Origin of the sequence: Pseudomonas sp. TCU-HL1 (assembly GCF_001708505.1) — a bacterium.
Taxonomy (GTDB): domain Bacteria; phylum Pseudomonadota; class Gammaproteobacteria; order Pseudomonadales; family Pseudomonadaceae; genus Metapseudomonas.
In genome coordinates, this window is record NZ_CP015992.1 from 3118966 (window position 1) to 3143171 (window position 24206).

Genomic DNA, 24206 nt, shown 5'->3' on the forward strand with positions numbered 1-24206 from the left:
TGATCAAACCGGGGCGCTGGTTGGCGGGGGCAAAAGTAAGAGTCAAGGGCGTCAGGGTCAATTGCGATTATCGAACTTTGGTTCGATAATCGGCCGCACTTGCCGTGACTGCGATCCACCAAGGACAACAACAATGACCGAAGAACTGCGCACTCCACTGCCGCCCCTGGCCCCGCCGATCATTGCCTCTCCGGCCAAGCGCATCGAAGCCTTCACCGGCGATCCCAATTTCATGACCTCCCTGGCCCGTGGCCTGGCGGTGATCCACGCCTTCCAGGAGCGCAAGCGTCACCTGACCATCGCGCAGATCAGCCACCGCACCGAGATTCCCCGTGCCGCCGTGCGCCGCTGCTTGCACACGCTGATGAAGCTGGGCTACGTCACCACCGATGGCCGCACTTACTCGCTGCTGCCCAAGGTGCTGACCCTGGGCCATGCCTACCTGTCCTCCACGCCACTGGCGGTCACCGCCCAGCCAATCCTCGACCGTTTGAGCGACCAGCTCCACGAGGCCTGCTCGATGGCCACACTGGAGGGCGACGAAATCCTTTACATCGCCCGCTCCGCAACGCCCAACCGGCTGATCTCGGTGGATCTCAGCGTGGGTAGCCGGCTGCCCGCCTATTGCACCTCCATGGGCCGCATTCTCCTGGCGGCGCTGGATGACGCCGCCCTCGACGACTACCTCGAACACGCCGACCTGCAGGTGAAGACCAGCCGCACCGTGCACACGGTGGATGGCTTGCGCGCGAGCATCGCGGAAATCCGCCGGCAGGGCTGGGTGATCATCGACCAGGAACTGGAAATGGGCCTGCGCTCGGTAGCGGTGCCGGTGCGCGATTCCGCCGGCCAGGTGCTGGCCGCACTGAACGTAGGTACCCATGTCGGCCGCGTCAGCCGCCAGGAACTGGAAACCCGCTTCCTCCCGGCGTTGCTGGAGGCGAGCAAGGATTTGAGTACGCGGTTGTTCCATTGAGTGGTGCGGCGATTTCAACTGTAGGGCTGTTATGGGAGCGAATTCATTTGAACTTGGGAAACCACGTCCTGCGGACGTGGTCATGAGTCAGCGAACCAGCAGGCTGCTGCTGGTCCCGTAGGGTGCGCCGCGCGCACCGGGAGACAGACCCGGAGTCGCCACCATCGCCGCGGTGCGCATGGCGCACCCTACTGCTGGGCACGGTGGTGCAGATCAGCCGAGTGCTGCGTGTGAGGATGGCCCTCTTACTAGGGGGCAAACACAAGTCCATGCTCTACGAACGTGGATGTTTACTCGCGATACAGGCCGAAGGCCTGAGACTCATGCACCGCTGAACGGTTTTTCGCGAATGAATTCGCTCCTACAAGGTGTGCCATTCATCATTCGAGGCAAAGCGTTCGACTATCGAACGCTTTGCCGATTATCGAATTGAACCGCTGATCGTCTCTTCGTAAGGTCTGCACAGCCGCGCACCAGCCAGCGCGGCCAATAAAAACAATGAGCGTGCGCGCCGGTTGTCGCCTGTGATGCCAGATGCGCCCTCATTCCTGTCCAGTCCGAGTCTTCCCCGTCAGAGGCCGCAGAGAACGGCCCGCATGCGGAGGAGGGCCCATTGCAGGAATCCTTGCATGACCAGCCCAGCCCACGTGCCCTCTACCGGCACACTCGATGTTCAATCCTTCATCAACGCCCAGCCGCTATCCGCCCATCAATGGCGAATCGTGCTGCTGTGTTTCCTCATCGTTTTCCTCGACGGCCTGGATACCGCCGCAATGGGCTTCATCGCCCCGGCGCTGACCCAGGACTGGGGCATCGACCGCGCCAGCCTTGGTCCGGTGATGAGCGCCGCGCTGATCGGCATGGTGTTTGGGGCCCTTGGCTCCGGCCCCATGGCCGACCGCTTCGGGCGCAAGGTGGTGCTGGTCACGGCAGTGTTCCTGTTCGGGCTGTTCAGCCTGATTTCCGCCTTCAGCGCTAACCTCGAACAACTGCTGGTCCTGCGCTTCCTGACTGGCCTCGGGCTTGGCGCGGCCATGCCGAACGCCACCACGCTGCTCTCGGAGTACACCCCGGAGCGCCTCAAGTCGCTGCTGGTGACCAGCATGTTCTGCGGCTTCAACCTCGGCATGGCGTCCGGCGGCTTCGTCTCCGCGTCGATGATCCCGGCCTACGGCTGGCACAGCCTGCTGCTGCTCGGCGGCATCCTGCCGCTGATCCTGGCCGTGGTGCTGCTGGTATGGTTGCCGGAGTCGGCGCGCTTCCTGGTGGTGCGCAACAAGGGCGATGACAAGGTGCGCAAGGTGCTCGCGCCCATTGCGCCCGGCGAGGTCGCCCTGGCCCGCGGGTTCAGCGTGCCGGAGCAGAAAACCGTACAGAGCCGCAACGTTTTCAAGGTGATTTTCTCCGGTACCTACAGCGCCGGCACCCTGTTGCTCTGGCTCACCTATTTCATGGGCCTGGTGATCGTCTACCTGCTCACCAGCTGGCTGCCCACGCTGATGCGCGACAGCGGCGCGAGCATGGAACAGGCCGCCTTCATCGGTGCGTTGTTCCAGTTCGGTGGCGTGCTCAGCGCCGTGGGCGTGGGCTGGGCCATGGACCGATTCAACCCGCACAAGGTCATCGGCGTGTTCTACCTGATGGCCGGTGTCTTCGCTTATTTCGTCGGTCAAAGCCTGGGTGAAGTGACCCTGCTGGCCACCCTGGTCCTGCTGGCGGGCATGTGCGTCAACGGCGCACAATCGGCCATGCCGTCTCTGGCGGCGCGCTTCTACCCGACCCAGGGCCGTGCCACCGGTGTGTCCTGGATGCTCGGCATCGGCCGCTTCGGCGCCATTCTCGGTGCCTGGATCGGCGCGACCCTGCTGGGCCTGGGCTGGAACTTCGAACACGTGCTGACGGCGCTGGTGGTGCCCGCCGCCATCGCCACCACTGCGGTGGTGATAAAGGGGCTAGTGAGCCACGCCGACGCCACCTGATGGGACGCCGACGGTGGATTCGTAACCGTTTATCTCGACTTGAGGCGCGTAGGAAAAGGCTCACATAGAATCGCGTAATAATGATCGCGGGCGCTTGCCAACCGGCATGACGCCCGCGACATACAACAACGACAAGAGTGCCTGTGGATGGATAGTCGCCTGCTGAGTGAACGCAGTAGGGTGTTCGAGCGTGCGGACCCCTACGCCGTATCCGGATATGTGAACCAGCATGTCGGGTCACACTGCATCCGGCTGCCTGCCGCAGGCCATCCCGAAGCCAGCCTCAACCACCGCAAGTTCGCCAGCCTCGACCTCTGCCGCATCAGTTACGGCGGTGCCGTGCGTGTTACCTCGCCGGCGCTGGAAACCATCTACCACCTGCAGATCCTCCTTAGCGGCCATTGCCTGTGGCGCGGCCACAAGCAGGAGCACTACCTGGCGCCGGGCGAGTTGCTGTTGATCAACCCCGATGACCCGGTGGACCTGACCTACTCGGACGACTGCGAGAAGTTCATCCTGAAAATGCCGACCACGCTGCTGGAAAGCATCTGTGACGAGCAGCGCTGGCACCGTCCCAGCCTGGGCGTGCGTTTCCTGCAGAACAACTACCGGCTCGATGAGCTGGAAGGCTTCGTCAACCTGCTGGCGATGGTCTGCCAGGAAGCCGAGGCCAGTGACGCGCTGCCGAGGGTGCAGGAGCATTACGCGCAGATCGTCGCGAGCAAGATGCTCAGCCTGATGAAGACCAACGTCAGCCGCGAGAGCCTGGGCTGCCAGGAGGCGTCCTTCGACCGCATCCTGGCCTACATCGAGCACAACCTGAAGCAGGACATCAGCAGCGAATTCCTCGCCCGCCAGGCCAGCATGAGCCTGCGCTCCCTCTACGCGCTGTTCGAGCGCCACCTGGGCACCACGCCCAAGCACTACATCCGCCAGAAAAAGCTGGAACGCATCCGCGCCTGCCTCGCCGACCCCAGCTGCAACGTGCGCAACGTCACCGAGTTGGCGCTGGACTACGGTTTCCTGCACCTGGGCCGCTTCTCCGAAAGCTACAAGAGCCTGTTCGGCGAATTGCCTTCGGACACCTTGAAGCGGCGCGGTTTGTAGCCGCGCATCTGCAGCGCTTCCTTGTGGGAGTGAATTCATTTGAACTTGGGAAACCACGTCCTGCGTACGTGGTCATGAGTCAGCGAACCAGCAGGCTGCTGCTGGTCCCGTAGGGTGCGCCGCGCGCACCGTGAGACAGACTCGGAGTCGCCACCATCGCCGCGGTGCGCATGGCACACCCTACTGCTGGGCACGGTGGCGGAGATCAGCCGGGTGCTGCGTGTGAGGATGGCCCCCTTATAGGGGGCAAACACAAGTCCACGTTCTACGAACGTGGATGTTTACTCGCGATCTGGGGTCTCCCCCTGACAGAATCTGCTGACATCCACCACCGCCCTGCACAAAACGGATAGTGGTCTGCAAAAAGCGGATATTGCCGTTTCCCCCGTATCCCTAACCTGACCTGGCCTGAACAATAACAACGGAGGCCCTGGCCATGTCCCTGGGATTCGATTTTCTGAATTCGCTGCTTGATGAAGACAAGGAGAAGGGCATCTACCGCTGCAAGCGGGAGATGTTCACTGACCCGCGTCTGTTCGAACTGGAGATGAAGCACATCTTCGAAGGTAACTGGATCTATCTCGCCCACGAGAGCCAGATTCCCGAGAAGAACGACTACCTCACCCTCAACATGGGGCGCCAGCCGATCTTCATCGCGCGCAACAAGGACGGTGAGCTCAATGCCTTCCTCAATGCCTGCAGCCATCGCGGTGCGCAGCTCTGCCGCCACAAGAGCGGTAACCGCTCATCCTATACCTGCCCGTTCCACGGCTGGACCTTCAACAACTCCGGCAAGCTGCTGAAGGTGAAGGACCCGGCCGAAGCCGGCTATCCGTCCAGCTTCAACTGCGAAGGCTCCCACGACCTGACGAAAGTGGCGCGCTTCGAGTCCTATCGCGGCTTCCTCTTCGGCAGCCTGAACGCCGATGTGAAGCCCCTGATCGAGCATCTGGGCGAGTCCGCCAAGATCATCGACATGATCGTCGACCAGTCTCCCGAGGGCCTGGAAGTCCTGCGCGGTTCCTCCAGCTACATCTACGAGGGCAACTGGAAGCTGACCGCCGAGAACGGCGCCGACGGCTACCACGTGAGCTCCGTGCACTGGAACTACGCCGCCACCCAGAACCAGCGCAAGCAGCGCGAGGCGGGTGAAGAGATCAAGACCATGAGCGCCGGCAGCTGGGCCAAGAACGGCGGCGGTTTCTACTCCTTCGACCACGGCCACCTGCTGTTGTGGACCCGCTGGGCCAACCCGGAAGACCGCCCGCTCTACGAGCGCCGCGACGAACTGGCCCGTGACTTCGGCCAGGCCCGCGCTGACTGGATGATCCAGAACTCGCGCAACCTCTGCCTGTACCCGAACGTCTACCTGATGGATCAGTTCAGCTCGCAGATCCGCATCGCCCGGCCGATCTCCGTCAACCAGACCGAAATCACCATCTACTGCATCGCGCCCAAGGGCGAGAGTGCGGACGCCCGCGCCAAGCGCATCCGCCAGTACGAAGACTTCTTCAACGTCAGCGGCATGGCCACCCCGGATGACCTGGAAGAGTTCCGCTCCTGCCAGCTGGGTTACCAGGGCAACCGTGGCTGGAACGACATGTCCCGTGGTGCCGAACACTGGGTCGAAGGCGCCGACGCGGCCGCCCAGGAAATCGATCTGCACCCGCTGCTCTCCGGCGTGCGCACCGAAGACGAAGGCCTGTTCGTGCTGCAGCACAAGTACTGGCAGGAAACCATGCTCAAGGCCGCCGAGGCCGAGCAGCAACTGATCCCCGTGGAGGCCGTGCAATGAGCATCTCTTACGACGCCGTGCGCGACTTCCTCTACCGCGAAGCGCGCTACCTGGACGACAAGGACTGGGACAACTGGCTGGAGCTGTATGCCAGCGACGCCAGCTTCTGGATGCCGTCCTGGGACGACCGCGATGAGCTGACCACCGATCCGCAGACCGAAATCTCGCTGATCTGGTACGGCAACCGTGGCGGCCTGGAAGACCGCGTCTTCCGCATCAAGACCGACCGCTCCAGCGCGACCATGCCGGACACCCGAACCTCCCACAACATCAGCAACATCGAGATCCTCGAAGTGGCCGACGGGCAGTGCAAGGTGCGCTTCAACTGGCACACCCTGAGCTTCCGCTACAAGACCGTGGACAGCTACTTCGGCACCAGCTTCTACACCCTCGACGTGCGTGGCGAGAGCCCGCTGATCAAGGCGAAGAAGGTCGTTCTCAAGAATGACTACGTTCGCCAGGTCATCGACATCTATCACATTTGAGGGCGCGGTCATGACTCACAAAATCGCACTGACTTTCGAAGACGGCGTCACCCGGTTCATCGACGCCACCCCCAGCGAAACCGTGGCCGATGCGGCCTATCGCCAGGGCATCAACATCCCGCTGGACTGCCGTGACGGCGCCTGCGGCACCTGCAAATGCTTCGCCGAAGCCGGCCGCTACGACCTGGGCCAGGACTACATCGAGGACGCACTGAGCGAAGACGAAGCCGCCCAGGGCTACGTGCTCACCTGCCAGATGCGCGCCGAGAGCGACTGCGTGGTGCGCGTGCCGGCGTCCTCCGACGTCTGCAAGACCCAGCAGGCCAGCTTCGAGGCCAGCATCAGCGCGGTTCGCCAACTGTCCGACAGCACCATCGCGCTGTCCATCAAGGGCGAGGCCCTGAGCAAGCTGGCTTTCCTGCCGGGCCAGTACGTCAACCTCCAGGTGCCGGGCAGCGAGCAGACCCGCGCCTATTCCTTCAGCTCCCTGCAGAAGGGCGGTGAAGTCAGCTTCCTGATCCGCAACGTTCCCGGCGGCCTGATGAGCAGCTTCCTCACCGGACTGGCCAAGGCGGGCGACAGCATGTCCCTGGCCGGCCCGCTGGGCAGTTTCTACCTGCGCGATATCCGCCGTCCGCTGCTGCTGCTGGCCGGCGGCACGGGCCTCGCGCCCTTCACTGCGATGCTGGAAAAGATCGCGGAAGAGGGTAGCGAACACTCGTTGCACCTGATCTACGGCGTGACCCACGACCATGACCTGGTGGAGATGGACAAGCTGGAGGCCTTCGCCGCACGCATTCCCAACTTCACCTTCAGCGCCTGCGTGGCCAGCCCGGACAGCAGCTACCCGCAGAAGGGCTACGTGACCCAGCACATTGCGCCCGGGCACCTCAACGATGGCGACGTGGACGTCTACCTGTGCGGCCCGCCGCCCATGGTCGAAGCGGTCAGCCAGTACATCCGCGAGCAGGGCATCTCGCCCGCGAACTTCTACTACGAGAAGTTCGCCGCCAGCGCCGCGTAATTCACCCCTCTCCCACGTGTGGGAGAGGGGCCGGGGGAGAGGGTAGTGCCACCGCACGGAATCCACCCTCTCCCCAACCCTCTCCCTGAAGGGAGAGGGGGCTGATCCGTATCCCGGATCGAATCCGCGATACCAGAACCCAATTGCAGGGGCTGTCATGAGCAAGAGATTCCAAGACAAGGTCGCGCTAGTCACCGGCGCGGCGCAGGGTATCGGCCGCCGCGTGGTCGAGCGGCTGGTGGAGGAGGGCGCGCGCGTCGTCGCGGTGGACCGTTCCGAGCTGGTCTTCGAGCTGCAGGACGAGCTGGGTGCCGACGTCGAGGTGTTGGCACTGACCGCCGACCTCGAACAGTTCGCCGAATGCCATCGCGTGGCCGCAGTCGCGGTGGAGCGCTTCGGCCGGCTGGACATTCTCATCAATAACGTGGGCGGGACCATCTGGGCCAAGCCTTACGAGCACTACCAGGAGCACGAGATCGAGGCCGAAGTGCGTCGCTCGCTGTTCCCGACCCTGTGGTGCTGCCACGCCGCACTGCCGTTCATGCTGGAGCAGGGCGCGGGCGCCATCGTCAATGTGTCCTCCATCGCCACCCGTGGGGTGAACCGTGTGCCCTACGGCGCCGCCAAGGGCGGGGTGAACGCGCTCACCGCGTGCCTGGCCTTCGAGAACGCCGAGCGTGGCATCCGCGTCAACGCCACCGCGCCGGGCGGCACCGAAGCCCCACCGCGCCGCATCCCGCGCAACACGGCGCAGCAGAGCGAGCAGGAAAAAGGCTGGTACCAGCAGATCGTCGACCAGACGATCGACAGCAGCCTGATGAAGCGCTACGGCAGCATCGACGAACAGGCCGGCGCCATCCTCTTCCTGGCCTCCGACGACGCCTCCTACATCACCGGCGTGACCCTGCCGGTGGGCGGAGGTGACCTGGGCTGAAAACACCGTGGTGATGGGTTTCGCAGGCTCGCGGAACGCCGCCCGACCCATCCTACGACGTGATCTTCCGCGGTAATGGGCATTTGTAGGATGGGTAGAGCGGAGCGAAACCCATCAGGCCCACACAAACATATCTACCGGCCGGGCACCGTCACGCGCCCGTCCTGCGGTTTGTACACAACAAAAACAAAAGAGACAGATGCCATGCGAAAACTCGACGTACACGAGATCATCGATAACGCGCGCTTCACGCCCTTCCACTGGATGGTGATGTGCTGGTGCGCCCTGCTGCTCATCTTCGACGGCTATGACCTGTTCATCTACGGCGTGGTCCTGCCGGTGCTGATGAAAGAATGGGGCCTGACCCCGCTGGAAGCCGGCGCCCTCGGAAGCTACGCGCTGTTCGGCATGATGTTCGGCGCACTGGCCTTCGGTTCCCTGGCCGACAAGATCGGGCGCAAGAAGGGCATCGCCATCTGCTTCGTGCTGTTCTCTGGTTTCACCGTGCTCAACGGTTTCACCAGCACACCGACCGAGTTCGGCATCTGCCGCTTCATGGCGGGCCTGGGTATCGGCGGGCTGATGCCCAACGTGGTGGCGCTGATGAATGAATACGCGCCGAAGAAACTGCGCAGCACCCTGGTCGCCATCATGTTCAGCGGCTACTCCCTGGGCGGCATGCTCTCCGCCGGCGTGGGCATCTACATGCTGCCGCGCTTCGGCTGGGAGGCGATGTTCTTCGCCGCCATCCTGCCACTTGTGCTGCTGCCGCTGATCCTCTGGTACCTGCCGGAATCCGTCGGCTTCCTGCTGCGCCAGGGCCGCACCGAGCAGGCTCGCGCCATCCTCAAGCGCGTGGCCCCCGAGCGTGAACTGTGTGACGACGACGAACTGCTCCTGGTGGAAACCAAGGTTCAGGGCGCGCCGGTACTGGAACTGTTCCGTGAAGGCCGTGGCCTGCGCACCGTGATGATCTGGGTCGCGTTCTTCTGCTGCCTGCTGATGGTCTACGCCCTGAGCTCCTGGCTGCCGAAGCTGATGGCCAACGCGGGCTACAGCCTGGGTTCGAGCCTGTCCTTCCTGCTGGCCCTGAACTTCGGCGGCATGTTCGGTGCCATTGCGGGCGGCTTCCTCGGTGACCGCTTCAACCTGCCCAAGGTGGTAGCGGCATTCTTCATCGTCGCCGCCGTATCCATCAGCCTGCTGGGCTTCAAGAGCCCGACCCCGGTGCTCTACCTGCTGATCGGCATCGCCGGTGCGACCACCATCGGCACCCAGATCCTGCTCTACGCCACCGCCGCACAACTCTACGGCCTGGCGTTCCGCTCCACCGGCCTCGGCTGGGCCTCGGGCATCGGCCGCAACGGTGCCATCGTCGGTCCGCTGCTGGGCGGCATGCTGTTGGGCATCAATCTGCCCCTGCAACTGAACTTCATGGCCTTCGCCATCCCCGGCGCCATCGCCGCCGTGGCCATGTGCTTCGTGCATCAGCGCCAGCCCAAGGCTGTGCCGCTGACGACCGCCGCACAGGGCTGAGCCTGACCTCGCGTTGCAACACTGGCCGGGAGGCAGCATGCGCACCTTGTTCAAGGACTGTTCATTGTCCGCCGTGGTGGCGGGGTTCATCGCCACCATGATTTCCTACGCCGGCCCCCTGGTGATCGTTTTCCAGGCGGCCGAGAGTGGCGGCATGCCGGCCGAACTGCTGTCCTCCTGGGTGTGGGCCATCTCCATCGGCAGCGGGGTGCTGGGGATCGTCCTCAGCCTGCGCTACCGGGTGCCGGTGATTATCGCCTGGTCGGCGCCGGGCTCGGCGCTGCTGGTGTCCATGTTGCCGGGCATCAGTGCCGGCGAGGCGGTGGGGGCTTACGTGATAGCCAACGCCATCATCCTGCTGGTGGGCCTGTCCGGTGCCTTCGACCGCATCGTCGGCAAGCTGCCGGCGGCTATTTCGGCGGCGATGCTGGCGGGCATCCTGTTCAGCTTTGGCACCCGGCTGTTCACCTCGCTCAAGGACGAACCGCTGATGGTGATGGCCATGTTCATCACCTACCTGCTGGTGCGGCGCCTGTCGCCGCGTTACGCCGTGATGGCCGTGCTGCTGGTGGGCTGCACCATCGCCGCCGGCAGCGGCCAGCTCAACACGTCGGCCCTGGTAATCGGCTTCGCCACGCCGGAATGGGTGACGCCGGCATTCACCTGGCACGGGCTGTTCAACATTGCGCTGCCGCTGGTGATGGTGGCCCTGACCGGACAGTTCGTGCCCGGCGTGGCGGTGCTGCGCAATGCCGGCTACCCGACCCCGGCGAGCCCGATCATCTCCGCCAGCGGCCTGGGCAGTCTGCTGCTGGCGCCCTTCGGTTGTCACGGCCTGACGCTGGCGGCCATCACTGCGGCCATCTGCACCGGCCGCGAGGCCCATGAGGACCCGGCCAGACGTTATGTCTCCGGTGTGGTGGGCGGGGTGTTCTACCTGCTGCTGGGCATCTTCGGCGCCACCCTGGTATCGATCTTCACCGCGCTGCCCAAGGAACTGATCGCGGCGCTGGCGGGCCTGGCGCTGTTCGGCGCCATCGCCAGTGCGCTGGCTGGTTCCATGGCCGTGCCAGAGGACCGCGAGGCTGCCCTGATCACCTTCCTGGTCACTGCGTCGGGCATGTCCTTCCTCGGTCTGTCGGCCGCGTTCTGGGGGCTGATCTTCGGCATCTTCGCCCACCTGCTGCTGACGGCCCGTCGTGTCCCCAAGGCTGCGCCGGAACGGGAGGAGGTACTCGAACCCAATCCCTGACCTGAACCGGTGATGGAACGACTGCGGGAGCTGTCCGCAGCCATCGCCACACCTTCCCCGACTTGCGTGCATGGCCCCGAAAGAGGGTCGGCGGGGAAGCTTTGTCCCAATAAAAACAAGAGCGACGAAATGACTAACACCACGAGCAAGCTTTCCGTAATGCTTTGCGCCGGCGTAAGCGCCGGCTTCGCCCAGGCCGCCGAGTCCGGTTTCATCGAGGACTCCACCGCGACCCTGCAGGCGCGCAACTACTACTTCAGCCGCGACTTCTCCGACATCGTCGGCCCCAACAAGCAGTCCAAGGCCGAAGAGTGGGCCCAGGGCTTTATCCTCAACTTCAAGTCCGGCTACACGCCAGGTCCGGTGGGCTTCGGCCTCGACGCCATCGGCACCCTCGGCATCAAGCTCGACAGCAGCCCCGACCGGGTGAACACCGGCCTGCTACCGGTGCAGGAAGACGGCAAGGCGGCCGATGATTACAGCCGCCTCGGCGTGGCCGGCAAGATGCGTTTCTCGAAGACCGAGCTGAAAGTAGGGGAGCTGCAACCCAACTTGCCGGTGTTGGTGTTCAGCGATATCCGCCTGCTGCCGCCGAGCTACCAGGGCGCGAGCATCACCTCCAACGAAATCGCCGGGCTGACCCTGCAGGGTGGCCACCTCACCAGCACCAGCCTGCGCAACGAGGCCGGTGACGACAAGATGCAGGCCATGCTCGGCCACCTGCCGCAGCGCCAGGCCTCCAGCGACGCCTTCAACTACGCCGGCGCCGATTACGCCTTCAACGCCAACCGCACCACGCTCAGCGCCTGGTATGCGCAGCTGGAAGACATCTACGACCAGCGCTTCTTCGGCCTCAAGCACAGCGAGCCGGTGGGCAACTGGGTACTGGGTGCCAACGTCGGCTATTTCGACTCCAGCGAAGACGGCAAGAAACTGATCGGCGAGATCGACAACCAGGCCTTCTTCTCGCTGCTGTCGGCCAAGCGCGGTGGCCACACCTTCTACGTCGGTTACCAGGCGATGTTCGGTGACAGCTCCTTCCCGCGCGTATTCGCCAACGTCAGCCCGCTGGGCAACGAAGTACCCACCTACGAGTTCGCCTTCGCCGACGAACGCTCCTGGCAGGTGCGCTACGACTACGACTTCGCTGCCCTCGGCATCCCCGGCCTGGTGGCCAGTACCCGCTACATCACCGGCGACAACGTGGACACCGGCAAGGGCTTCGAGGGCAAGGACCGGGAGCGCGACCTGGACATCAGCTACGCCTTCCAGAACGGCGCCCTCAAGGGCCTTGGCGTGCGCGTGCGCAACGTTGCCGCGCGCTCCAACTACCGCACCGACATCGACGAGAACCGGCTGATCCTGAGTTACACCTGGACGCTGTTCTGAGATCGAGTGCCGCTGCCCGGCATGGGCACGGCCTGCTTTACCTGTGGGGGCGATTTCAATCGCCAAGCGGGCCGGAGGCCCGCCATGTTCAGGCCCAGATGGGGCAGCTGCGCTGCCCTTCGCGAATGAATTCGCCCCCACAGGTTCTTGTACCCGCGATGTAGAAGGAGCTTTTAAATGCCCCGCAAACCCCTCGCCGCACTGCTGCTTGGCAGTGGCGGCGTGCTTTCCCTGATCGCCTTCCTGCTGACCAGTGGATGGCTGATGGCCGTGTCGCTGGGCGCTATCGTTGCCGCTGGCCTGCTGTACCACCTTCAACCGCCGGTGGTGGTCGAGGTGCGCGTGGAGGTACCAGCGCGCGCGCCCGTCGCCCAGGTGATCGCGGCTGTCGAACCGGAGCCGGTGCGCATCCCCGCCAACACCCATCTGCAAGCGCCCTTGGGCGAGTTGCTAGACGCCATCCTCCATTGCGAAGCGGACATGCAGTACGCCAACTCACTGGCTCGCGCCGCCGGCGAGAAGGTCCAGCTGGGCGCCGACAGCATGCAGGCCACCGCCGGTGCCATTGGCGAACTGGACGCCTACATGGCGCATATCGGCCAGGTGTTCAATGAGCTGGGCAGCCAGTCCATGCGAATCGGCGCCATCGTCGGCAGCATCCAGGACATCGCAAAACAGACCAACCTGCTGGCCTTGAACGCCGCCATCGAAGCGGCGCGCGCCGGTGCCCACGGGCGCGGCTTCGCTGTGGTGGCGGATGAGGTGCGCAACCTGTCGCTGCGTGCCAATGAATCCAGCGGGCAGATTCGCCTGATCGCCGAGGGCCTGCAGAAGGCCGCCGAGGAGGCCAGGGCAGGCATGGAACATGTCGGCGGTTCCACCCGCGCCGGGCTGGAGAAATCCGCTGCAGCCCTCCATGCCATGGGCGAGATGAGGGCGGGCGCGGCGGCGCGGGTCGAGATCGTCGAACGGATCGTCCAGCGCCTCGCCGCGCAGCGAGGGCTGGCACAGAGGATGGTGGGATTGCTGGAAGAGGGCTGACTCGCCCTCAGGCATCAAGCGTTTACGTTGACTACTACGCGGCCGCGCACCTTACCGGCCAGCAGCTCGCCGGCTGCCGCGATGGCGTCGCCCAGGCCGATTTCGCGGGTGATGGCGTCCAGTTGGGCGATATCCAGGTCCCGTGCCAGGCGCTCCCAGGCTTCGATGCGTTCGACGCGCGGGCGGGTGACGCTGTTGATCCCCAGCAGGCTCACGCCGCGCAGGATGAAGGGCGCCACGGTGGCGGGTAAGTCCATGCCCTGGGCCAGTCCGCAGGCGGCCACGGCACCGTCGGCACGCAGCCCGGCGCAGACGTTGGCCAGGGTGTGGCTGCCCACCGAGTCGATGGCGGCCACCCAGCGTTCCTTGCCCAGCGGGCGGCCCGGTTCGGAAAGTTCGCTGCGGTCGATGATTTCGGCGGCGCCCAGGCCTTTGAGGTAGTCCACTTCACTGGTTCGACCGGTGGCGGCGACTACGCGGTAGCCCAGGCGGGCGAGCAGGGCGATGGCAAAGCTGCCCACACCGCCGTTGGCCCCGGTTACCAGCACATCGCCCTGGCCGGGCTTCAGGCCGTGGCGCTCCAGGGCCAGCAGACAGAGCATGGCGGTGTAGCCAGCGGTGCCGATGGCCATGGCCTGGCGAGGGGTGAAGGCGCTAGGCAACGGGATCAGCCAGTCGCCATTCAGGCGTGCCTTCTGCGCCAAGCCACCCCAATGAGTCTCACCCACCCCCCAGCCGTTGAGCAGTACCGCATCACCGGCCTGGTAATCCGGGTGGTTGCTGGCCTCCACCGTGCCGGCCAGATCAATGCCCGGCACCATAGGGAACTGCCGCACCACCGGACTCTTGCCGGTGATGGCCAGGCCGTCCTTGTAGTTCAGCGTGCTGTAGTCCACACGGATCGTCACATCGCCTTCAGGCAGTTGCGCCTCATCAATCTGGGTATTGCGGGCGCGGTAACCGGCTTCGTCTTTCTCGATCAGGATTGCGTCGAACATGCTTGCACCTCCAATTAGACCAATCGTCTATAAATAGGCCCGAAAAACCGCGCGCCCACTCGGGCTAGCGCGGCAATCCGGCCAGGAATCCTTTGAAGAAAACATCCAGCGGAACGTTGTCCCGCGTCAGCCGGGCGCGCAGCACGGCGCCTTCCCAACCGATCCAGAAGAACGCCGCCAGCCCATCGCAGTCCGCATTCACCGACAACTCGCCAGCAGTGCGGGCTTCGCGCAGGCATTGGGCCAGGCGGTCCTGCCAACTGCACAGGATGGCCTCCAGTTCCAGGCGGAAAGCCTCCGGCAGGATGGCCACTTCCTGGCCCAGGTTGCCCACCAGGCAGCCCCGGCAGAACTGGTGGCGGAGCATGCCGGCCTTGGCGTCCTCGACGAAGTTCTCGAGGCGTTGCAGCGGCGTCACGTCCTCTTGCAGCAGGTAACGGTCGAGCTTGTGGGCGAAGTAGCCGGCATAGCTCTCCAGCACCGCCTGCCCGAAGGCTTCCTTGCTGTCGAAGTAGTGATAGAAGGAGCCCTTCGGCACGCCCACGCGCTTGAGCACGGCGTCGATGCCGGTGGACATGAAACCCTGCTCAGTGAGGATTTCCATGCCGCAGCGGATGAGTGCGGTACGGGTATCAGTGAAGTCGCGGTCAACCTTGGGCGGGCGGCCGCGACGGGGTCTGGGGTGGGCGTCGGTCATGGGGAATGGATTTTAGACTGGTCGTCTAGAAGGTCAATTGGTTGGACGTAGGAAAAATTGTGGGATCGAATTCATTCGCGAAAGGGCCGCGTAGCGGCCCCGTAGGTTGGCGCAAAGCGCAGCGAAGCCCAACACAGCGGTGTCCGTTCCCAGACGATGGGTTCGCCGGTATTGGATTGAATTCGTAGGGTGCGCCGTGCGCACCTATTGCCCCGTGCAGGGTTTCGGTGCGCGCAGTGTTCAGCCGGGATAGATGGGTAACGCTTGTCGGGAGACATGGGTAACGGGTTGATGATCATGTCTTGCCCGGTCTCAAGTCGACTTGGCGCAGGGTCTTGTGGATGAACACCACATCGTAGACGCCATCGACGGCGGTGGGGCGGAGAGCGACGCGTTCCCCGTACAGCCCCCCGCCGACGAACAGGCTGCGTCCCTGGAAACTGACCTGGCCGACGCGGCCGACCTTGAGCACCCGGTCGCCCGGTTCGTAGTCCAGTTCAGGCAATTGCTCCGGGTAGCTGCGCCGGCTTGGCTGGTAGCGCGTGATCGGTGGCAGTTGGCCCAGCGCCTCATGCGGGCGGTCGTGGTTGTACTGCTCCCGCCAGTGCGCCATCGCCTGCTGGCAGTGCGCCAAGTCGCGAAACGAGCGCTGCAGTAACTCGCGCTTGAGTGTCTGGTGGAAGCGTTCCAGCTTGCCCTGGGTCTGCGGATGATGAGGGCGGCTGTGGCTGACCTCGATGCCGAGCCGCATCAGCCAGACCTCCAGGGCGGACAGGCCGCCCGCGATGTTCGAGCCCCAGGGCGGACCGTTGTCGGCGGTGATCCGGCGCGGTAGGCCATAGCGGCGAAAGACCTGGATCAGGTGCGGTCGAACCAGTTCGAGGCGCTCGCCCTCGCAGGCCTCCAGGCAGAGGGCAAAGCGTGAGTGATCATCCAACAGCGTCAACGGGTGGCAGCGCGACGAGCGGCCGTCGGCGAGCGGGAAGTGGCCCTTGAAGTCCATCTGCCAGAGCTCGTTCGGCTGGCAGTGCTCGAAGCGCTGCGTGGCCGGAGCTTCGGCCTCCTCGGCGTGGTAGCGCACCCGGCAACCATGGCGGCGGAGGATGGCGTCGAGGGTGCTGTGGTGGGGACGCTCGAACGCGGCCGGCAGCAGGCCGCGCAGCTTGCGGGCGCCCCAATACGGGAAACGGTGGTGCAACTGCACCACCGCCTGTTCCAAGTCCGGGTCGCTGCGCCCAGGGCTGTGCAACGGCCGGCGTGAGCGCTCCTGCAACCCCGCATCGCCGTGCTCGCGGTGGCGCTGTAACCATTTGTAGGCGGTTTTCGGGCTGATGCCGTAGCGCCGACACAGCTCCCGCACGTTGCTCTGCGGTTGTTCGGCCAACCGCACAAACTCGCGTCGAATCGACATGGTGGTGCACTCCTGCCACGGCATCGCTCGAACTCCAGAGTCGAAGGATTCCGTAAGCCTAAATGCGTTACCCATGTCTCCCGACACCCGTTACCTATGTCCCCCGGCTGAACACGCAGCGCACCCTACAGCCCATCAAGGATGATTCCGCCGGGTGGCCTCAGAGCGGCCCGATTTCCACCTTGCCGTCATGGCGGTCGTTCATCCAGCGCAGCACCTGTTCGCCGAATTCGGGCGGGGCCTTGCGTGCGACGCGGCGCACCAGGTCGAGTACGGTCTGCTGGGCGAGGGCTTCTTCCATGCGTTGCTGCGCCTGCTGCATTACGGCGTGGATGGAGCAGGGGTCGGCCACGGCCCAGTTCGGCGCCGGGCATTCACTGCCAAAGATCGCGCAGCGCTCGCGCACGCCGCGGCATTCGAATATCTGCTTGTCGCCATCGATGGCGCGGACGATATCGAGCACGCTGATCTGGTCGGCCGGCCGCGCCAGGCGGAAGCCGCCGCGCACGCCTTCCGTCGCCGCCACCAGGCCCGCCCGCGCCAGGCGGGTGAAGACCTTGGCCAGCAGTTCCGGCGGCACGCCCTGCAACTCGGCCAGGGTGCGCACGCTGGCTACGCGACCGTCGCCTTTTTCGTCCGCCAGGTAGAGGAGGCAATGGATGCCGTACTCCACGCCTGCGCTGTACAAAGCCATGGTTAACTCCGACTAATACTGTCGCCATTTTGGCGGCCTTTCTCTATTACGTTTCTCGTGTTTCCAGCTTCACGGCGGAAACCTTCCTTCACTTCAGACGCTTCAATGCTAAAGGATTGAAGCGTTAACGCCCATATTTGTCGCGGCCTGGAGGGCATGATGACGACGAGCGGCATGAGCCGGCAAGGAAAAATGCTTGCCGAAAATAACTACGACAAATATAGTCGTAGTTATCCGGTGTGGTTAGGGGCAATGACCTCACATCCCGGCAAATGAATGTCGGGGCACCTGCCCGGAACAACCTCGCTTTTCGCCTTGTGGAGAGAACCATGAAACAACGCATCCTGATCGTCGGCGCCGGCTTCGGTGGCATGTGGAGCGCCCTGAGCGCAACTCGCCTGCTGGACCAGCATGGCCGCGATGACGTCGAAGTGGTGGTGCTCGCACCCCAGGCCGAGCTGCGCGTACGTCCGCGCTTCTACGAACCCGAGGTGCACAAGATGGTGGCGCCGCTGGGTGAACTGTTCGACGCGGTGGGCGTTACCTTCGTAAAAGGCTTCGCCGAGCGCATCGACGTCGAGGGCAAGCGCGTGGGCTATCGCGGTGTCGATGGCCAGTTCGCCGAGCTGAGCTATGACCGCCTGGTCCTGGCCACCGGCAGCCAGGTGGTGCGCCCGGCGATGGCCGGCGTCGAACATGCCTTTGATGTGGACCAACTGGAGGAGGCCGTGCGCCTGGACCGTCATATCCAGTCTCTGGCCGAGCGTCCGGCTTCCAGCAGCCGTAACACCGTGGTTGTCGCCGGTGGCGGCTTCACGGGTATCGAAACCGCCGCCGAAATGCCGGCCCGCCTGCGTGCCGTGCTGGGTGAAGAGGCCGATGTACGCGTGATCGTCGTCGACCGTGGCAGCGAGATCGGCGCTGCGCTGGGTGAAGGTCCCCGTGGGGCCATTGCCGAGGCGTCCGCCGAGCTGGGTATCGAGTGGCGCCTGAACAGCGGAGTGGCTTCGGTAGATGCCGCCGGCGTGACCTTGTTCAGTGGTGAGCGCATCGAGGCGGACACCGTTATCTGGACCGTTGGCGTGCGCGCCAGCTCGCTGACCGAGCAGGTTCCGGCCGAGCGCGACGACCAGGGTCGCCTGCACGTCGACGCCCACCTGAAGGTGCACGGGCATGACGGTGTGTTCGCCACCGGCGACGTCGCCCGCGCGGCATGCGATGACCAGGGCAACCATGCGCTGATGTCCTGCCAGCACGCGATCGCCCTGGGGCGCTCCGCCGGCAACAACGTCGCTGCCAGCCTGCTGGGCGTTGCGTCGATTCCCTACAGCCAGCCCAAGTACGTCACCTGCCTGGACCTCGGCGCCTGGGGTGCCGTGTTCACCGAAGGCTGGGATCGCCAGATCAAATTCGAGCGTCAGGAAGGCAAGTCCATCAAGCAGCAGATCAACTCCGTGTGGATCTACCCGCCGGCGGCTGATCGTGCCACCGCGCTGGCTGCCGCCGACCCGCTGATCCCGGTCGTTGCCTGATACCCGTAGTCGCTAGCCAATTGCCTGGGGCAGCCTTGGGATGCGCGCGCCCACGGCGTGTCCGTCAGGCGTCATGAACGCCGTGGCCCGGTCTTGAGCTGCTCGCGCATCAGCTCCAGGTAACGCGTGGCGCCCAGCCCCAGGGGGCGGCTCTTGATCCAGACGATGTCCACCCACAAACGCATCTGGCTGGCCATGTTGTCGAAGGCGACTTCGCTGAGCGACCCCGAGGCAATCAATGGCTGGATCAGCGGCTGGGGCAGGTAGGCCCAGCCCAGGCCTGCCTGCACCAGGTCGAGTGTTGCCAGGTAGCTGTCGGTCAGCCAGACGCGGTGCGACAGCACGATCTGCGGGTCGGACGCAGTGGGTTCCCCTGAGGCGACGATGATCTGGCGGGCATTGGCCATCTGCGCCTCGCCCAGTGGGACGCCGTGGCCGCTGGCCGGATAGCCCGGCGCGGCGACAGCCACCAGCAGCTGGCTACCGGCTTCGAGGAAGGCCTCACGTTCATCGATGCCGGGGCGCTCGAACACCAACGCCAGTTGCACAGACCCTTCATGCAGCATGCGCACGGCTTCGGACTGCGAGGCCGAACGCACCTCGATCTCCAGCGTGGGGAACTCACGGGCGAGTGTTGCCAGTGGGCGGCTCCAGGCGCCGGTTTGCAGCTCCGGTGCCATGGCCAGGGTCAGGCGCCGTTCCAGGCCCTGGTGCAACTGCAGGGCATGGGCGTCCAGCAGGTTCAACTGACCGGCAACCTGCCGCGCCTGCGGCTCCAGCGCTCGGGCGGCCGGGGTGGGCAGGGCCTTGCGGGTGGAACGGTCGAACAGCGTGAGGTCCAGCTCCGCTTCCAGTTGCGACACCGCCATGCTGACGGCCGAGGGCACGCGCCCTAGCTTGCGGGCGGCGGCGGAGAAGGAGCCGCCGTCGAGGACGGCGAGGAATACCTTGAGCGATTCGCTGGTAAAGGCCATGGCGGTTTTCAGTTTTGCTGATGACAGTCGTCTTTTTCTATCAGCCAACTGCCCTTAATTTCTACCCCAACGACAACGTGGCAAGAGGAAAACAGCATGTTGAATTCAGGTTGGCAGGGCCAGGTGGCGCTGGTCAGTGGGGCGGGCAGTGAACAGGGCATCGGCATGGCCATCGCACGCCGGTTGGGAGCAGCCGGCGTGAAGCTGATCGTCACCGCCAGCAGCGCGCGTATCGCTGAGCGGGTGGCGGAGTTGCGTGCCGAAGGCTTCGTGGCCGAGGGGCGGGCGGTGGACCTCACGGAAGAAGTGCAGGTGCGTGAGTTCGGTGCCTGGGCCGAGTCCCTCTGGGGGCGCATCGACATTCTGGTGAACAACGCCGGCATGGCCATGCAGGGCAGCCCGGAGCCCTTTGCCGAGGTGGCCGGCATGGACCTGGATACCTGGAACCTCTCGATCACCCGCAACCTGACCACAGCCTTCCTGCTCACCCGTGCCGTGCTGCCGGGCATGCAGGCGCGCGGCTACGGACGAATCGTGCATATCAGCTCCACCACCGGCACCCGTGGCGGTAATCCGGGCGAAGCCGCCTACAGCGCGGCCAAGGCGGGGATGGTGGGGCTGAACATGGGCCTGGCGCTGGAAGTTGCCGGCAAGGGCATCACGGTGAACAGCGTGGCGCCGGGCTGGATCGCGACCGGCTCCAGCACGCCGGAGGAAGTGGAGGCGGCGCGCTACGTACCGATTGGCCGTGCCGGGCGTCCGGAGGAAGTGGCCGCCGCCGTGGCCTTCCTCGCATCGCCGGAGGCCAGCTACATCACCGGCGAGTTGCTGGTGGTGGATGGCGGCAACTGCCTGATTGAAAACAAGGCCCCCTGATTCGGAGAACATGACTCATGACCGCTCCCGTTGTACTCATCACAGGCGCTGCCGGCGGCGTCGGCCGCGCGCTGGTCGAGCGCTTCCTCCAGGGCAACTGGCAGGTTTTTGCCACCGATCTGGACGCTACCGGCCTCGCCGCGCTGCAGCTTGAACATCCGGCCTGTGAGGTCTTTGCCGGCGATATCCGTGGTCCAGCCACCTGCCACGAGGCGGTGGCAGCGGCCATCGCCGCCTTCAGCCGGCTGGACGGCCTGGTCAACGCCGCCGGTGTCTGGCGTGAAGGGCCGGTGGAAAGCTTCAGCGAAGAGGATTTCGACATCGTGCTGGGCGTGAACCTGAAGGCGACCTTCTTCATGTGCGCGGCGGCTATCCCGCACTTGAAAGCGTCCGAGGGTGCCATCGTCAACATCTCCAGCGACGCCGGACGCCAGGGCAACCGCAATGCGGCGGCCTACTGCGCGAGCAAAGGCGGCGTGACCCTGTTGAGCAAGACGCTCGCGCTTGATCTGGCGCCCTTTGGCGTGCGCTGCAATGCAGTGTCGCCGGGAGACATCGAAACCCCGATGCTGAAGTTCCAGGCCGAACGCTATGGCCAGGGCAACCCGGAGGCTTACTACCGGGAACTGCTGGCGAAGTATCCGCAGGACGCCGGCGCCCGCTTCATCCAGCCGGCGGAAGTCGCGGACCTGGCCTACTTCCTGTGCCAGCCGGGAGCACGGTCGATCACGGGCGCCGACCTGGCCATCGACTGCGGACTGTCGGCGGGCAACTGAGCGTGGTGTGGGGAGCTCCGTGCATGCCCAACCAGCCTGAGCGCCTGCGGACGAAATCAGGTAGGGTGCGCCGCGCGCACCGGTTCCTGCTCCGGGCCGTCGCGGCCCCTGGCCCTCAGCGCCCGCCGGCGCCGCTGCGCGAGCGCTCGGAGTTCTCCACCAGCACCGCCTCGGCCAACTGGTTGAGGCGGTTCCACAGGGCAGGGGAAACCTCCATGCCGTTCTCCAGGGCCTGCTCGCCAGCCAGGGCGAAATCCGCCGGGGAAACGCATCGGTCGTAGCGGGCCGCGACCGGCCTGGCTGACGGCTGCGGGCAGCCCGGGGTACCGAGGGCCAGGCTCAGCGACTGCCGATTCGCCAGAGGCGCCTGCTCCGGGAGCCTGTACGTCTGATAGGTCGGGTAGGCGTCGCCGGCACCGATCAGGGCCATGTGCCGATGCACCGGCCCATGGCCGTTGTCCCAGCTGGCCTGGGCCCACAGGCCCTGTCGGGCACAGTCCGCCAACAGTTTGAGGACGAACTTGCGGTTGTGGCAGTGGTCGATCTCGACGCTGACGCGACCCTGCGCCAGGGCTTCGGTGCGCGCCAGCTCCAGGATTGCCGGCAGGCAGTTCAGCGCGCTGCGGCCGTGGCCCTCGAACGTCAGGACGGCGGGCTGCGTCGCGATCAGCTCGCTGGCCGGACGCTCACGGTCGGCCACCAGCTCCAGCGCCCGCTCCAGTTCGCCCAGGCCGTCTTCGCCGTGCAGGTGCAGCCAGCCCACCAGGGTCGCGGCGTCTTCGTAGGTGCCCTGGGCGTAACCCATGCCTTCGAATACGCGCTTGAGCAAGGCTTTCAGTTCGTTGGCGGAAATCAGCATCACGCATTCTCCTGGGTGGGGGCTAGCGGCAGGAACCAGTCATCGTCGAAGGGCTGGCCGATATCCTCCAGCAGGGGCGCACCCTGGAACATGGTGTTGCGTACCCACAGGCGCGAGCGTGGATCGAATTTGCTCACCCCGAAGAACGACAGCTTGCAGCGCAGCAGGTGCATGGGCAGCACCTCGCGATCCAGCAGGTTGGCGCGGATCTCGCCGTAGTGGGTCATGGCCATGCCCTGGATGCGACGGACGATGCCGCGCTGCTGAGGATGGCTGAGCAGGAAGTGGGCAACCTTGTGTTCCGGGTGGTCCGCCAGGTAGGTGCTGATCTCGCGGTGGCACTGCTGCGCCAGGAAGCCGATGCCAAGGGGCATCTGCTTGTCGCGGCCGCTGTCCAGGCTGCAGTTGCCGAGGCGCGGCTCCTGCTTCTCTTCGGAGCGGTACCAGAAGGTCTCCTGGGCGCCGTCGGCCGCGAAGTCGATGGCCAGGGCCCAGTCGTAGCGAGCCTCGATCAGGGCCTTGAGTTCAGCGATGGGCATCTCCGGGCGCAGGTCGAGCTGTTCGGGCAGGGCGAGGCGCTCCTCCAACTCATCCACCCACTCTGGATGCAGCTCCAGCAGGATGCAGTTGATCAGCTCCTGTCCCTGCAGGCTGGCATGCTGCAAGGCCCAATCCTGCAGGGCTTTCCAGGTTGCCAGCGGAGCGTGGCCGATCCAGTCGCGCAGGGCCTGCAGGTTCGCGAGCACCTGCTGGTTGTGGGTGGTCTGCCACGCGTCTTCGGTGAAGGATTGTTCGATATGGCGGATGGCGCGCGTCACCAGCTGCGGCAGGCGTAGCCACTTGTCGGCCGCCACGGGACCGCTGGCGACGATACGCGCCAGGGCCAGCTCGCGCATTTCGATCCAGCGGCTGATGAGTTGCGGATGGTTGATCAGGTAGGGCGCCATGCCGAGCCCGGTGGAGTTGCCGATACCGAAGTAGCGCTTGAGCTTCGGTTCGAAGGGCACGGCGGTGGCCGGCGAGCGCTGGCGGGCAATGTGCTCGGCCTGTTGCAGGCTGAAGTTGCGCAGCATGAAACAGGTGAACATCTCGGCGGCGAAGGGGCGGGCGAAGTCCGGGTGCTTGCGGCTGACCTTCTCCCAGTCGGCCATGCCGAGCTTGCCGCTGCCGTAGACCGCGGTGGTGCGGTAGAGGTAGCCGACCCGCGCGATCTGCGCCACGTCGGGCTGGCGCCCCTGGCTCAGGGCGTCCACCACGCTGTCGAAATTGCGCACGCTGCGGTTGGCGCGGGACAGCACCATCACCTTGGCGTCGAGCCGGCCGGCTTCCTGCAAGGGTACGTTTTGGCGCAGGTAGTCCACATAGGCGTCGTCCACCTCGCCCTCGCAGAGCGCCATGGTCAGGTCCCATTCGTTGGCGATGACGCGGTCGTTGCGTTTTTCCGGCGCCAGGTACTGGGAAAACAGCACGAAACTGAACAGGTCGCTGCGGGTGCGGATGCGGTAGATCACCGTGCCATAGCCGTCGGCATCCAGATCGAAACGCGGCGCGTCGATCTGCCACTGCTCGCGCATGATCCGGCGGACCAGGCTGCGCATGAAGCTCAGGCGGCTCTGGTGCAGGCTGCCAAGGCGTTCCAGGTCCATGACCAGGTGGGCAGGGCGCATGTAGGGAATCGCGGCCTCGGGCAGGCCTGATTCCATGATTGAAGGGGTGCTCATTCGGGGGCCCTCAACTGGCGTTTACCGCGCCCCCGTTGCGTGTTGGCGACCGGGAGGCAGCTTGTTATTGATCTGCCGCCGATGGTGGGACAGGCGGCTCCCCGGAGCAATTCAGATCGCCCTATCGATTGATAAGGAACCCTTATTCAA

The 24206-nt window shown here is 64.9% G+C and carries 21 protein-coding genes; 14 read left to right on the forward strand and 7 right to left on the reverse strand.

What is annotated here, in order from left to right; all coding sequences use genetic code 11:
- The first annotated feature begins 133 nt into the window (after positions 1–133).
- The 11 genes from THL1_RS14375 to THL1_RS31345 all read left to right on the forward strand — a co-directional run bounded on the left by THL1_RS14375 (position 134) and on the right by THL1_RS31345 (position 13518).
- Entirely contained in the window at positions 134–976 is an 843-nt protein-coding gene (locus tag THL1_RS14375) for an IclR family transcriptional regulator domain-containing protein (RefSeq protein WP_069083906.1), read from the forward strand.
- A 629-nt stretch (positions 977–1605) separates the two neighbouring features.
- Positions 1606–2955, forward strand: a complete 1350-nt coding sequence (locus THL1_RS14380; protein ID WP_069083907.1) for an MFS transporter — start codon at positions 1606–1608, stop codon at positions 2953–2955.
- 147 nt (positions 2956–3102) lie between these two features.
- The gene (locus THL1_RS14385) at positions 3103–4062 is read left to right on the forward strand and encodes an AraC family transcriptional regulator (RefSeq protein WP_069083908.1); all 960 of its coding nucleotides are present in this window, start codon (positions 3103–3105) and stop codon (positions 4060–4062) included.
- 436 nt (positions 4063–4498) lie between these two features.
- Positions 4499–5857: a benzoate 1,2-dioxygenase large subunit gene (gene benA / locus THL1_RS14390; protein WP_069083909.1), complete on the forward strand. Its 1359-nt coding sequence runs from the start codon at positions 4499–4501 to the stop codon at positions 5855–5857.
- Positions 5854–6342, forward strand: coding sequence for a benzoate 1,2-dioxygenase small subunit (gene benB, locus THL1_RS14395; RefSeq protein ID WP_069083910.1), 489 nt, complete (start codon positions 5854–5856; stop codon positions 6340–6342). Before benA ends, benB begins: the two co-directional genes overlap by 4 nt.
- A 10-nt stretch (positions 6343–6352) precedes the next feature.
- Positions 6353–7366 carry a benzoate 1,2-dioxygenase electron transfer component BenC gene (gene benC / locus THL1_RS14400; RefSeq protein ID WP_069083911.1) on the forward strand — a complete coding sequence of 338 codons (1014 nt, stop codon included), beginning with the start codon at positions 6353–6355 and terminating at the stop codon, positions 7364–7366.
- A 157-nt stretch (positions 7367–7523) separates the two neighbouring features.
- Entirely contained in the window at positions 7524–8300 is a 777-nt protein-coding gene (locus tag THL1_RS14405) for a 1,6-dihydroxycyclohexa-2,4-diene-1-carboxylate dehydrogenase (protein WP_069083912.1), read from the forward strand.
- 204 nt (positions 8301–8504) lie between these two features.
- The gene (locus THL1_RS14410) at positions 8505–9836 is read left to right on the forward strand and encodes an MFS transporter (RefSeq protein WP_069083913.1); all 1332 of its coding nucleotides are present in this window, start codon (positions 8505–8507) and stop codon (positions 9834–9836) included.
- A gap of 37 nt (positions 9837–9873) precedes the next feature.
- Positions 9874–11088, forward strand: coding sequence for a benzoate/H(+) symporter BenE family transporter (locus THL1_RS14415; protein WP_069083914.1), 1215 nt, complete (start codon positions 9874–9876; stop codon positions 11086–11088).
- Positions 11089–11217: 129 nt separating this feature from the next.
- Positions 11218–12477 carry an OprD family porin gene (locus tag THL1_RS14420; protein ID WP_069083915.1) on the forward strand — a complete coding sequence of 420 codons (1260 nt, stop codon included), beginning with the start codon at positions 11218–11220 and terminating at the stop codon, positions 12475–12477.
- Between the two features lie 585 nt (positions 12478–13062).
- The gene (locus THL1_RS31345; RefSeq protein WP_414703750.1) at positions 13063–13518 is read left to right on the forward strand and encodes a methyl-accepting chemotaxis protein; all 456 of its coding nucleotides are present in this window, start codon (positions 13063–13065) and stop codon (positions 13516–13518) included.
- A gap of 14 nt (positions 13519–13532) precedes the next feature.
- On the opposite strand, the gene THL1_RS14430 is transcribed toward THL1_RS31345, so the two are convergent.
- The 4 genes from THL1_RS14430 to THL1_RS14445 form a co-directional block, all read right to left on the reverse strand.
- A complete protein-coding gene (locus THL1_RS14430; RefSeq protein WP_069083917.1) occupies positions 13533–14516 on the reverse strand; it encodes an MDR family oxidoreductase in 984 nt (327 codons plus the stop codon).
- 64 nt (positions 14517–14580) lie between these two features.
- Positions 14581–15213, reverse strand: coding sequence for a TetR/AcrR family transcriptional regulator (locus THL1_RS14435; protein ID WP_069083918.1), 633 nt, complete (start codon positions 15211–15213; stop codon positions 14581–14583).
- Between the two features lie 295 nt (positions 15214–15508).
- Positions 15509–16648, reverse strand: a complete 1140-nt coding sequence (locus THL1_RS14440) for an IS481 family transposase (protein ID WP_069081451.1) — start codon at positions 16646–16648, stop codon at positions 15509–15511.
- Positions 16649–16784: 136 nt separating this feature from the next.
- Positions 16785–17318 carry an RrF2 family transcriptional regulator gene (locus THL1_RS14445; protein WP_069083919.1) on the reverse strand — a complete coding sequence of 178 codons (534 nt, stop codon included), beginning with the start codon at positions 17316–17318 and terminating at the stop codon, positions 16785–16787.
- Between the two features lie 329 nt (positions 17319–17647).
- Here THL1_RS14445 and THL1_RS14450 point away from each other — a divergent pair, with 329 nt between their 5' ends.
- Complete coding sequence (locus THL1_RS14450; RefSeq protein WP_069083920.1) at positions 17648–18850, forward strand: NAD(P)/FAD-dependent oxidoreductase; 1203 nt, start codon at positions 17648–17650, stop codon at positions 18848–18850.
- Between the two features lie 71 nt (positions 18851–18921).
- Here THL1_RS14450 and THL1_RS14455 read toward each other — a convergent pair whose 3' ends face one another.
- The gene (locus THL1_RS14455; RefSeq protein WP_069083921.1) at positions 18922–19824 is read right to left on the reverse strand and encodes a LysR family transcriptional regulator; all 903 of its coding nucleotides are present in this window, start codon (positions 19822–19824) and stop codon (positions 18922–18924) included.
- A 96-nt stretch (positions 19825–19920) separates the two neighbouring features.
- On the opposite strand from THL1_RS14455, the gene THL1_RS14460 reads away from it, so the two are divergent.
- Together THL1_RS14460 and THL1_RS14465 are read left to right on the forward strand one after the other, a co-directional pair.
- Positions 19921–20700: an SDR family NAD(P)-dependent oxidoreductase gene (locus THL1_RS14460; protein WP_069083922.1), complete on the forward strand. Its 780-nt coding sequence runs from the start codon at positions 19921–19923 to the stop codon at positions 20698–20700.
- 17 nt (positions 20701–20717) lie between these two features.
- Positions 20718–21476 (forward strand): SDR family NAD(P)-dependent oxidoreductase, encoded by a 759-nt coding sequence (locus THL1_RS14465; protein ID WP_069083923.1) that lies wholly within the window; start codon positions 20718–20720, stop codon positions 21474–21476.
- Between the two features lie 115 nt (positions 21477–21591).
- On the opposite strand, the gene THL1_RS14470 is transcribed toward THL1_RS14465, so the two are convergent.
- Both THL1_RS14470 and THL1_RS14475 read right to left on the reverse strand, forming a co-directional pair.
- Positions 21592–22335, reverse strand: coding sequence for a DUF3726 domain-containing protein (locus THL1_RS14470; protein WP_069083924.1), 744 nt, complete (start codon positions 22333–22335; stop codon positions 21592–21594).
- On the reverse strand, positions 22335–24056 hold the full coding sequence (locus tag THL1_RS14475; RefSeq protein ID WP_069083925.1) for a hypothetical protein: 1722 nt from the start codon (positions 24054–24056) through the stop codon (positions 22335–22337). Before THL1_RS14475 ends, THL1_RS14470 begins: the two co-directional genes overlap by 1 nt.
- Between the last annotated feature and the right edge of the window lie 150 nt (positions 24057–24206).

Coding starts and splice junctions, on each gene's coding strand:
- THL1_RS14405 (WP_069083912.1), top strand. CDS start 7,524: ATGAGCAAGAGATTCCAAGACAAGGTCGCGCTAGTCACCGGCGCGGCG.
- THL1_RS14445 (WP_069083919.1), bottom strand. CDS start 17,318: ATGGCTTTGTACAGCGCAGGCGTGGAGTACGGCATCCATTGCCTCCTC.
- THL1_RS14435 (WP_069083918.1), bottom strand. CDS start 15,213: ATGACCGACGCCCACCCCAGACCCCGTCGCGGCCGCCCGCCCAAGGTT.
- THL1_RS14410 (WP_069083913.1), top strand. CDS start 8,505: ATGCGAAAACTCGACGTACACGAGATCATCGATAACGCGCGCTTCACG.
- THL1_RS14450 (WP_069083920.1), top strand. CDS start 17,648: ATGAAACAACGCATCCTGATCGTCGGCGCCGGCTTCGGTGGCATGTGG.
- THL1_RS14415 (WP_069083914.1), top strand. CDS start 9,874: ATGCGCACCTTGTTCAAGGACTGTTCATTGTCCGCCGTGGTGGCGGGG.
- THL1_RS14420 (WP_069083915.1), top strand. CDS start 11,218: ATGACTAACACCACGAGCAAGCTTTCCGTAATGCTTTGCGCCGGCGTA.
- THL1_RS14430 (WP_069083917.1), bottom strand. CDS start 14,516: ATGTTCGACGCAATCCTGATCGAGAAAGACGAAGCCGGTTACCGCGCC.
- THL1_RS14440 (WP_069081451.1), bottom strand. CDS start 16,648: ATGCCGTGGCAGGAGTGCACCACCATGTCGATTCGACGCGAGTTTGTG.
- THL1_RS14375 (WP_069083906.1), top strand. CDS start 134: ATGACCGAAGAACTGCGCACTCCACTGCCGCCCCTGGCCCCGCCGATC.
- THL1_RS14460 (WP_069083922.1), top strand. CDS start 19,921: ATGTTGAATTCAGGTTGGCAGGGCCAGGTGGCGCTGGTCAGTGGGGCG.
- THL1_RS14475 (WP_069083925.1), bottom strand. CDS start 24,056: ATGAGCACCCCTTCAATCATGGAATCAGGCCTGCCCGAGGCCGCGATT.
- THL1_RS31345 (WP_414703750.1), top strand. CDS start 13,063: ATGGCGCATATCGGCCAGGTGTTCAATGAGCTGGGCAGCCAGTCCATG.
- benC (WP_069083911.1), top strand. CDS start 6,353: ATGACTCACAAAATCGCACTGACTTTCGAAGACGGCGTCACCCGGTTC.
- benA (WP_069083909.1), top strand. CDS start 4,499: ATGTCCCTGGGATTCGATTTTCTGAATTCGCTGCTTGATGAAGACAAG.
- benB (WP_069083910.1), top strand. CDS start 5,854: ATGAGCATCTCTTACGACGCCGTGCGCGACTTCCTCTACCGCGAAGCG.
- THL1_RS14380 (WP_069083907.1), top strand. CDS start 1,606: ATGACCAGCCCAGCCCACGTGCCCTCTACCGGCACACTCGATGTTCAA.
- THL1_RS14470 (WP_069083924.1), bottom strand. CDS start 22,335: ATGCTGATTTCCGCCAACGAACTGAAAGCCTTGCTCAAGCGCGTATTC.
- THL1_RS14455 (WP_069083921.1), bottom strand. CDS start 19,824: ATGGCCTTTACCAGCGAATCGCTCAAGGTATTCCTCGCCGTCCTCGAC.
- THL1_RS14385 (WP_069083908.1), top strand. CDS start 3,103: ATGGATAGTCGCCTGCTGAGTGAACGCAGTAGGGTGTTCGAGCGTGCG.
- THL1_RS14465 (WP_069083923.1), top strand. CDS start 20,718: ATGACCGCTCCCGTTGTACTCATCACAGGCGCTGCCGGCGGCGTCGGC.